This is a genomic window from Microbacterium sp., assembly GCF_032084865.1.
Taxonomy (GTDB): Bacteria; Actinomycetota; Actinomycetes; order Actinomycetales; family Microbacteriaceae; genus Microbacterium.
On the sequence record NZ_DAMDLU010000125.1, the window covers coordinates 1 to 8539 of the forward strand.

The following is an 8539-nucleotide window of genomic DNA, read 5'->3' on the forward strand; positions in this document are numbered from 1 at the left end:
GTCGCCGAAGACGGCGCCCGCCGCGACGGCGGCGAAGAGCACGGCCGTCGCCGCCTCGACGAGCGGATAGCGGATGCTGATCCCCTCGGCGCAATGCCGGCAGCGCGCCCGCAGCAGCAGCCACGACACGATCGGCAGGTTGTCGTACCAGGCGATCGGGCGCTCGCACCGGGGGCAGGCGCTGCCTGGCGACACGACGCTGAGCCCCTGCGGCACCCGCCACACGACGACGTTGAGGAACGAGCCGATCAGCGCGCCGAACACTGCGGCGAATCCGATCGGCACCCACGCGGGCAGCACGCCGGCGATCATCCGATCTCCTTGTATCCGCCCAGCGACGAGCCGGTGATCAGCGCGGGCGCGTTCCACTTCTGGGTGGTGGAGCCGTTGCACGGAATGAGTCGCACGTGCGACCAGGCGTAGCCGGATTCGGGCACGGCCGCCAGGCACCGGGTACGGTCATCGGCGAGCTGGAAGGTGTAGCTGGTGAGGGTGTTGCCGGTGTTGCCGTTGCGGATGAACTTCTGCTGGCTGTTCAGCGATCCGACATTGACCGGGTCGCACGCCTTGAAGTGCACGTCGGTGTTCGACGTCCCGCTCGTGGTCAGGCAGTACGGCGTCTTGTTGTCCAGCTTGACCGAGATGCTCTGTGCGGCGCTCGAGGTCGCGGCTCCCGTCGGTTCGGAGTAGTACCACTTGTGGTTCCAGTTGATGTTCGCGCCAGTGCCGCCGGGATCTTGCTTGCACGGGTAGACGATCATGAACGCCTTACCGATCTGATTGTCGGTGACGTCCATGCAGCGTCCGAACTCGTTGTAGTTCACGATCTGATGCGTCTTATAGCTTGCTGCTCCGGCTCCGACGCTCGGAGCCGGGTTGAACACGCCTGTCGAGGCGGTCTTCTCGACCAGGACGGCACCGTTCAGACCCAGCCAGCGATTCGTGCGTGCGTTGTTCGCCCTGGTCTGACCGATCCAGGATCCCGGTGGCTCCCAACTCCACAGCTGGTTCCCGAATGCCTTGTCGTTTGAACTCGCGCACGGCTGCAGAGTGGCCTTGACGGTGTCGGAGTTGGTACCAGACGGGGTGGACACCCACTCTTGCCCGGTGATGCACAGCACTTGCGACGAATTCAATGTGCTCGCCAGTTTCAGGCGGTAGTCGACGTCGTAGACCCACAGGTTGAGCGCGTCGTCAGTGCAGCTGGCGGACGGCACCATGTTGATGACGCTGCCGGTCTTGGCCGTGGCGGCCTTCAGACAGCTGCTCCCGTCGGAGCTGTTGATGCGGCCGCCGGGGATGTTCACGTTCGTCGTCGTGAAGGTGTAGAGCGCCGTGACGGTGCGGTTCATCGCCGCGTCGGCAGCCGATCCGGCATCGCTTCCCGTCGAGACGATCCTCGCGAAGCGCGGCTGCTTCAGCGGCTTCGCTCCTGCCGCGAACTTCAGCTCGTTCGCGTCGAGCCACGGGCCGTCCTTGTTCGTGGGATCTTCGGCGTAGTACTTCACGGTCACCGAGTAGGCCAGATCGCCGCCGTCAACGGTTCCCGTCATCGTTTGGGGAAGCTTCGACGGGTTGCCGTAGTCGGCGGCCGTGCCCGCGACGACCTTGCTCTCGGTGTTCGAGCGCAACGTCGAGAGCGTGGACTGGATGCCGGCCTGCGCAGCGTATCCGGTGCGCGTGTTCTTCTGCGCCAGCTGGATGGCCTGCATCTGCGAGAGCAGCACCGACAGCAGCACGAGCATGATCCCGCCGGCGAAGAGGGTGAACACGACGGTCATCAGCAGCGCTGAGCCCTCATCGTCGCGGCCGAGGTGGCGGCGCCGCAACGCGGCGCGCAGATCGTGCAGACGCATCATGAGCGGTACCCGCTTCCCGCGCAGATCGGTGTGGTGCTCTGACCCGATGCGGCGACCGTGTTCGAGGGCGATTCGACCGAGCTGTTCTTGGCGTAGATGGTGGTCATCACCTCGGATCCGGCACGGTCATCGAGACCGGCGCGAATGTGCACGGTCAGGCCCTGATAGTTGCTCACGCCGGCAGCGGCGACCATCGTGGCGAAGGGGTACGTCGTCGTCGCCGTGCCGATGACATCGCGCATGACGACGTTCCACTTTCCGGTCGAGGGCGATTGGCTGGCGGGCCAGCTGCGCAGGGCGATCGTGCCGTCGTCGGCGCGGTAGCGCAGCTGCGTGCAGGTGGCGACTCCCGTGCTCGCGGAGACGGCGTCGGTGCGCCATTCGACGTACGCGGTGCCCCCCGCGGCTCCCGGTTGGTTGATGGCATCGGCGTAGCGCGCCGAGCGCTCGATGCGCTGCAGGGCGATGCCGGCGGCGCTCGAGGTCTGCGCGTCGACGCGCGCCTCGGTCGACGCCCGCGAGACGGCGACGACCGCCCCGATGAACATGGCGAGGAAGACCGAGAAGACGGTCATCGCGACGGTGAGTTCGACGAGCGTGTGACCCGCCTCGCGGTCGGGGCGGCTCCCGGTGCGCAGAGCACGCTGGCCTCGCGCGATCAGTAGGCGAGCCACGGCACGTCGCCCTTCGTGTCGAACAGCGCGGAGGTAGTGAAGGTGCACGAGTCCGATCCGCCGCAGGAGCCGGTGTAGTCGACGATGACGATCACGCGGATCATGCGGCTGAGATCGGGAGTTGCGGCGGGGAACGGATCGGTCGATTTGCCGGAGATCTTCCCGCACTGCCCGGCGGCCGCCGTGGACTGGTAGCAGGTGCCGAGGAGCACGGTGGAGCGGAAGTCTGTTCCGCTGCGGCGCACGGTCTGGTTGATGGGGATCACGGCCGTCGCACCGGAGCCGGTCGATGCTGGGTAGGTGGCCGCGACACCGGTGACGCCGGCGGACGCGTCGAACGCGGCGGTCACGGGCGCGGGACGGCGGCCGGAGATGAGAGTCTCGAGCTGTGCGTTCGAGCCGGTGAGTCGTTGCACCTCGTCCATGCGAGCCGACGCGACCGAGACGGCGAGCTGCGCGCGCTGCTGATCGGCCGCGAGGTGCAGCCCCTGGATGGCGAAGGCGCCCAGTGCAACGGCGACGCCCATGAGCAGGGCGACGGCGATGATGACCTCGATGAGCGTGAAGCCGTCATCGTCGCGGCGTGCGGCGGGATCGGACATGTCAGCTCCTCTCGGTCGGATGGGGGAGAAGGGCTGTGCCTGCACGGCGAACCGCGCAGGCACAGCCCGGTGAAGAAGGGAGGCTCAATTACTCCTTCCACTTCCCCTTACCGGTGCTGCTGGTGTAGATGTAGGACTTTGCAGCGTCGAGATTGCTGTTGTTGCCCGTGATCGTGTAGGTCTGGTCGGCTGCGATGTCGATAGTCAGCGTGTTGTCAGCGGAGACCGTGCCTTCGGCCTTTCCGGTCAACACCGTGTACTTCCCGTCCTTCGAGTCAATCTTTCCAGCCGGCGGCTTGCCGTTGTTCGCCGTTGCGGCCTGCTCGACGACGAGGACGGCGTTGGTGACATCGCTCTCAACCGATGCGCGCCACGCGCCCTGGCGCATGTTCAGGAAGACGGGGATGGCGACGGCGGCGAGGATGCCGATGATGATGACGACGACGAGCAGCTCGATGAGCGTGAAGCCCTTCTCGCCGTCCTGACGCTTCTTGAGGACGTTGGCGATTGCCTTGTTCATGGTGTTCCTTCTCTGGGGTCGGGACTGAAAGTGATGAGGCGTCGAGGGGGGTAGTCCCGACGCTTTGACATTACTGATGAAGTGCAAGGTTTCTGCAAAGAAAACCCTGGTTGTTCCGCAATTCTTGATGTCGTGAGGGCGCGCCGATCAGCGCCTGCTCATTCGCGAGACGGGCGCGTCAGGCGGCGCGGAGATTCGGGTCTCCGCGCCCGGGTCACATCGATTGGATCTGCTGGAAGATCATGAACATGGGCATGTAGAGGGCGACGATCATGTAGCCGAGCAGTCCGCCCATGAACACGATCATCAGCGGCTCGAGCAGCGCGGTCAGCTGCGAGCTCATGGTCTCGACTTCGTCGTCGTAGAAGTTCGCCGTCTTCTCGAGCATGGTGTCGATCGCGCCCGACTCCTCGCCGATCCCGATCATCTGCACCATCATGTCGGGGAACACGTCCGCCCCCGACAGGGCCTCGGCGATGGGGCGGCCCTGCCGAACGGCATCCGCCACCTCCTCCAGCGCATTCGTGATCACCTGGTTGTCGGCGGTGGCACCGACGATGCTCAGCGACTGCAGAATGGGCACGCCCGAGGCGAGCATGGTCGAGAAGTTGCGCGCGAAGCGCGTCAGCGCGATCTTCGAGTTGAGCTTGCCGAACACCGGCACCTTCAGCTTCAACGGGTCGACGATCTGCCGCACGGCGGGGGTGTTCTTCGCCCGCCACCACCACATCGAGAACGCGATCACGGCGACGACGAGGATCGGCAGAACGATCGGCATGGCGTGCGAGAGGTCGACGAGCATCTGCGTCGGCCCGGGCAGCTGGCCGCCGAGGTCTTTGAACATGTTCTCGAACACCGGGACGATGAACACGAGCATGGCGGCGACGGCCACGACCGCGATGATGAGCACGACGATCGGGTAGGTGAGCGCCGACTTCACCTTGGCGCGCAGCTTGGTCTCGGCCTCGAAGTTGTCGGCCACCATGATCAGCGAGCGATCCAGGAACCCGCCGGTCTCGCCGGCGCGGATCAGGTGCACCATGATCGGCGGGAAGATCAGCGGAAACTCCTCGAGCGCCAGCGACAACGCCGTGCCGCCCTCGACACGGCTGGCGACCTCGGCCACCGTGCGCTTGAGCTTCGGGTTCTCGGTCTGCGCCTGCACGATCGTCATGGCGCGCAGGATCGACACACCCGAGCTGACCATGGTCGACATCTGTCGCGTGAGGATCGCCAGATCCTTCAGCTTCGGATTGCGCTCCAGACCCGGGATCGTGATCTCGCGCTGCAGGCCCGTGCCGCCGCCCTTCGCGGCGAGCTTGTCGGGGAACACACCGCGAGCCTTCAGCTGCTGGATCGCCGCGGCCTCGGAGGGCGCTTCGAGCACGCCCTTCACGGCCTTGCCGTCGCTTCCCATGCCGCGGTAGGTCCACTGGGGTGTCTGCGTCGAGGCCATCTCAGTGCGCTCCCGTCGTGCCGGCGGTGCTCTGGCGCACGCCCTCGGGGGTGAGATCGCCCGCCGCGGCGCGGCTGATGCCGCGGTTGCGCACCATCTGATCGAACTCGGTGACGTCCTGCGCGAGCTCGACGGCCGCGCCGTACTCGATCTCGCCGGCGAGCACCAGGCGCGCGAGATCCTGGTCGAGGGTGTGCATGCCGATGTCGTTGCCGGCCTGCAGCGCGGTGCGCAGCTGGTGCGTCTTGCCGGCGCGGATCAGGCTCTGGATCGCCGGGTTGGCGAACATCACCTCAGTCGCGACGGCGCGGCCGGTGCCACCGGCCCGCGGGATGAGCGTCTGCACGATCACCGCGCGCAGCGTCGCCGCCAGCTGCGTGCGCACCTGCGCCTGCTGATGCGCGGGGTACACGTCGATCACACGGTCGATCGTCTGCCCGGCATCCTGCGTGTGCAGGGTGGCGAAGACGAGGTGACCGGTCTCGGCGGCGGTCAGGGCGGTCGAGATGGTCTCGAGGTCGCGCATCTCGCCGACGAGGATGATGTCGGGGTCCTGACGCAGCGCGTGCTTGAGGGCATCCGAGAAGCTGCGCGTGTCGGCGCCCACCTCGCGCTGGTTGATGATGCCGCGCTTGTGCTGGTGCAGGAACTCGATCGGATCCTCGACGGTGACGATGTGCGAGGCGCGGGTGCTATTCGCCCGGTCGATGATGGCGGCGAGCGTGGTCGACTTGCCCGACCCGGTCGGACCGCACACGAGCACCAGCCCACGCGGCAGATTGGCGAGCTCGACGAGCTCGCGCGGCAGCCCGAGCTGACCCACCGACTTGATCTCGGTGGGGATGATGCGCAGCGCCGCACCCAGCCCGCGCTGGTCCTGGAAGATGTTCACCCGGAAACGCGCGATGTCACCCACCGAATAGGCGAGGTCGAGCTCGAGTTCGCGGTGGAACACCTGCATCTGCTCGGCGGGCACGAAGCTCTCGATGACCCGGCGGATGCGGTCGCGATCCCAGACCGACGTGCCCGAGACCGAGCGCAGCTGACCGTCGATGCGCACGACCGGCGTCGACTCGGCGACCAGATGCAGGTCGGAGGCGCCGTCGTCGATGATCGACGCGATCGAGCGGACGAACTCGGGGTCGGCATCCGGGATCTCGGCGCGGATGACACGCTCGACGTCGGCCGCGCGCGGCACGCGCACCGGCTTCGCCGTGGCGCGGCTGAAGTCGGGCAAGAGGTCGCCCGCGAAAACCGGAACGGGCGCGACGGATGCCGGTGCGGGCGCCGTCGGCAGTGGCACAGTCGGCGCGGGCGCGGTCGCAGCCGTCTCGGCCGGTGCGGTCACGACCGGCACCGACAGCTCGACGGGAGCGCGCACGGGCTCAGACGGCTCGCTCGGAGAGAGCACGGGCTCGGACAGCTCAGCCGGAGCGAGCACCGGCTCGTCGAAGGGAGACTCGATCACCGGCATCGCACCGGTCATGGCACGACTGCGCCGCGTCGGCTGCGCAGCGGGGGCGCCGCCGGGCAGCGTGACCCCGGCGACCCCGTCGAGGAACGATCGCAGCTCGGGGTCGACGTCCACGCCCCCGAGGAGCGCGTCGAAACGCGGTGACGTCGCAACGGGAGTCATCCCATCGTCGTGGTTCACGGTGTTGCCCTCTCGTGAAAGGAAGTCATGTCGGAGCGGAGGGAGTCGCGCGGGCCGGTCATACGGTGACCCGCAGCACTTCCTCGATCGAGGTGTGCCCGACCAGCACCTTCGCCCAGCCGTCCATCCGCAGTCGTGTCATGCCGGCGGCCTCGGCATGCGCGGTGATCTGAGCGGTCGGAGCGTTCGCAGAGGCGAGACGTTCGATCTCGTCGTCCACGGCCATCACCTCGTGCAGCGCGACGCGTCCGCGATAGCCCGTGTTCGAGCACTGCGAGCATCCGGCGGGCCGGAACACGGTCGGCGGCTCCTGGCGCGGGTCGAGCAGCCCGCCCACCATCCTCATCTCGACCTCGGTGGCGACGGACTCGGTCTTGCACCGCGCGCAGAGGCGACGCGCCAGTCGCTGGGCGACCACGGCATCCAGCGCCGACCCGACGAGGAACGGCTCGACGCCCATCTCGATGAGCCGGGTGACCGAGCTCGGCGCGTCGTTGGTGTGCAGGGTCGAGAGCACGAGGTGGCCGGTCAGCGACGACTCGATGGCGATCTTCGCCGTCTCCTCGTCACGAATCTCACCGAGCAGGATCACGTCGGGGTCGGAGCGCAGGATCGAGCGCAGCGCCGAGGCGAACGTCAGGCCGGCGCGAGGGTTCACCTGCACCTGGTTGATGCCGGCCATGCGGTACTCGACCGGGTCCTCGACGGTGATGACGTTCACCGTCGGCTTCGAGATCGCGGCGAGCGTCGTGTACAGGGTGGTCGACTTGCCCGACCCGGTCGGCCCGGTGACGAGGATCATGCCGTAGGGCTTGGTGAAGCTCTTGCGGTAGACGTCCATGTTGCGATCGAGCATCGACAGGTCGCTGAGCTGCAGGCTGGCGACCGGTGCGTCGAGCACACGGGCGACCACCTTCTCGCCCCACACCGTGGGCAGGGTGGCGACGCGCAGGTCGACGCTGCGACCGCTGTGCACCACCGTGATCCGGCCGTCCTGCGGGCGACGGCGCTCGCCGATGTCGAGCTCGGCCATGACCTTCAGGCGGCTGATCACGCCGGCGATCATCGAGCGCGGCACGCTCTGCACGGCGACGAGCACGCCGTCGATGCGATAGCGAACCCGCAGCTCGTCGCGCGTGGGCTCGATGTGGATGTCGGAGGCGCGGTCGGTGATCGCCTGGCTGATGATCAGGTTCACGAACCGGATGATCGGGGCTTCGTCGCTGGCGGCGTCGACGTCCTGGCTCCACAGGTCGCTGTCGCTCTCGCCGCCCTCGAAGGCCGACGTCAGCTCTTCCAGCTCGGAGTCGACGCGGTGGTAGCGGTCGATGGCGGCGAGGATCGCTTCGGCTTCGGCGACCACGGGGATGACGGGGGTCTGCAGAACCGCGGCCACGTCGTCGAGCACGATGACGTTGGCGGGGTCGGCGACGGCGACCATGATCCGCTCCCCGATGCGCGAGATGGGCAGCGCGACGTGGCGGCGGCACAGCTGATCGGGGATCAGCGTGACCACCGACAGTTCGACGGCGAACTCGGTGAGGTCGACGAAGGCGAGCCCGAATCGCTGAGCCAGCGCGACCGCCCGCTCGCGCGGTGTGGCCGGTTCCGCCTCCTGCTCGGGTTCGACGGGCGGCGCCGGCTCCGGTTCGGGCTGAGGTTCGGTACCCGACTCCGGCACGTCGTCGTCTGCGCCGGGCAGCGCGTGCGTGGCCGGCGGCACGGCGACCGTGGTCCGCTCGTCGGCCGCGAACTCCTGCAGCAGCGCGAACGT

Annotated in this window: 8 protein-coding genes; all 8 read right to left on the bottom strand. The window is 67.6% G+C overall.

All coding sequences use genetic code 11. The features are described 5' to 3' along the window. The coding region (locus tag RT309_RS11845) for a prepilin peptidase (protein WP_313357296.1) at nucleotides 1–312 on the bottom strand (312 nt) is incomplete at its 3' end. After that, nucleotides 309–1859, bottom strand: coding sequence for a hypothetical protein (locus tag RT309_RS11850; protein ID WP_313357298.1), 1551 nt, complete (start codon nucleotides 1857–1859; stop codon nucleotides 309–311). The genes RT309_RS11850 and RT309_RS11845, both read right to left, overlap by 4 nt. Continuing rightward, nucleotides 1856–2533: a prepilin-type N-terminal cleavage/methylation domain-containing protein gene (locus RT309_RS11855; RefSeq protein WP_313357299.1), complete on the bottom strand. Its 678-nt coding sequence runs from the start codon at nucleotides 2531–2533 to the stop codon at nucleotides 1856–1858. The genes RT309_RS11850 and RT309_RS11855 overlap by 4 nt, the downstream gene beginning before the upstream one ends. Continuing rightward, entirely contained in the window at nucleotides 2518–3135 is a 618-nt protein-coding gene (locus RT309_RS11860; RefSeq protein ID WP_313357301.1) for a prepilin-type N-terminal cleavage/methylation domain-containing protein, read from the bottom strand. Before RT309_RS11860 ends, RT309_RS11855 begins: the two co-directional genes overlap by 16 nt. 88 nt (nucleotides 3136–3223) lie before the next feature. Then, nucleotides 3224–3655 carry a prepilin-type N-terminal cleavage/methylation domain-containing protein gene (locus RT309_RS11865; protein ID WP_313357303.1) on the bottom strand — a complete coding sequence of 144 codons (432 nt, stop codon included), beginning with the start codon at nucleotides 3653–3655 and terminating at the stop codon, nucleotides 3224–3226. A gap of 214 nt (nucleotides 3656–3869) precedes the next feature. Beyond that, on the bottom strand, nucleotides 3870–5111 hold the full coding sequence (locus RT309_RS11870) for a type II secretion system F family protein (RefSeq protein WP_313357304.1): 1242 nt from the start codon (nucleotides 5109–5111) through the stop codon (nucleotides 3870–3872). 1 nt (nucleotide 5112) lies between these two features. Continuing rightward, the gene (locus RT309_RS11875; protein ID WP_313357306.1) at nucleotides 5113–6747 is read right to left on the bottom strand and encodes a type IV pilus twitching motility protein PilT; all 1635 of its coding nucleotides are present in this window, start codon (nucleotides 6745–6747) and stop codon (nucleotides 5113–5115) included. A gap of 76 nt (nucleotides 6748–6823) precedes the next feature. Further along, complete coding sequence (locus RT309_RS11880; RefSeq protein WP_313357308.1) at nucleotides 6824–8530, bottom strand: GspE/PulE family protein; 1707 nt, start codon at nucleotides 8528–8530, stop codon at nucleotides 6824–6826. Nucleotides 8531–8539: the final 9 nt, after the last annotated feature.

Excerpts from the sequence above, each read along its gene's own strand:
- RT309_RS11865 (WP_313357303.1), bottom strand. The coding sequence starts at position 3,655 with ATGAACAAGGCAATCGCCAACGTCCTCAAGAAGCGTCAGGACGGCGAG.
- RT309_RS11875 (WP_313357306.1), bottom strand. The coding sequence starts at position 6,747 with ATGACTCCCGTTGCGACGTCACCGCGTTTCGACGCGCTCCTCGGGGGC.
- RT309_RS11850 (WP_313357298.1), bottom strand. The coding sequence starts at position 1,859 with ATGATGCGTCTGCACGATCTGCGCGCCGCGTTGCGGCGCCGCCACCTC.
- RT309_RS11860 (WP_313357301.1), bottom strand. The coding sequence starts at position 3,135 with ATGTCCGATCCCGCCGCACGCCGCGACGATGACGGCTTCACGCTCATC.
- RT309_RS11870 (WP_313357304.1), bottom strand. The coding sequence starts at position 5,111 with ATGGCCTCGACGCAGACACCCCAGTGGACCTACCGCGGCATGGGAAGC.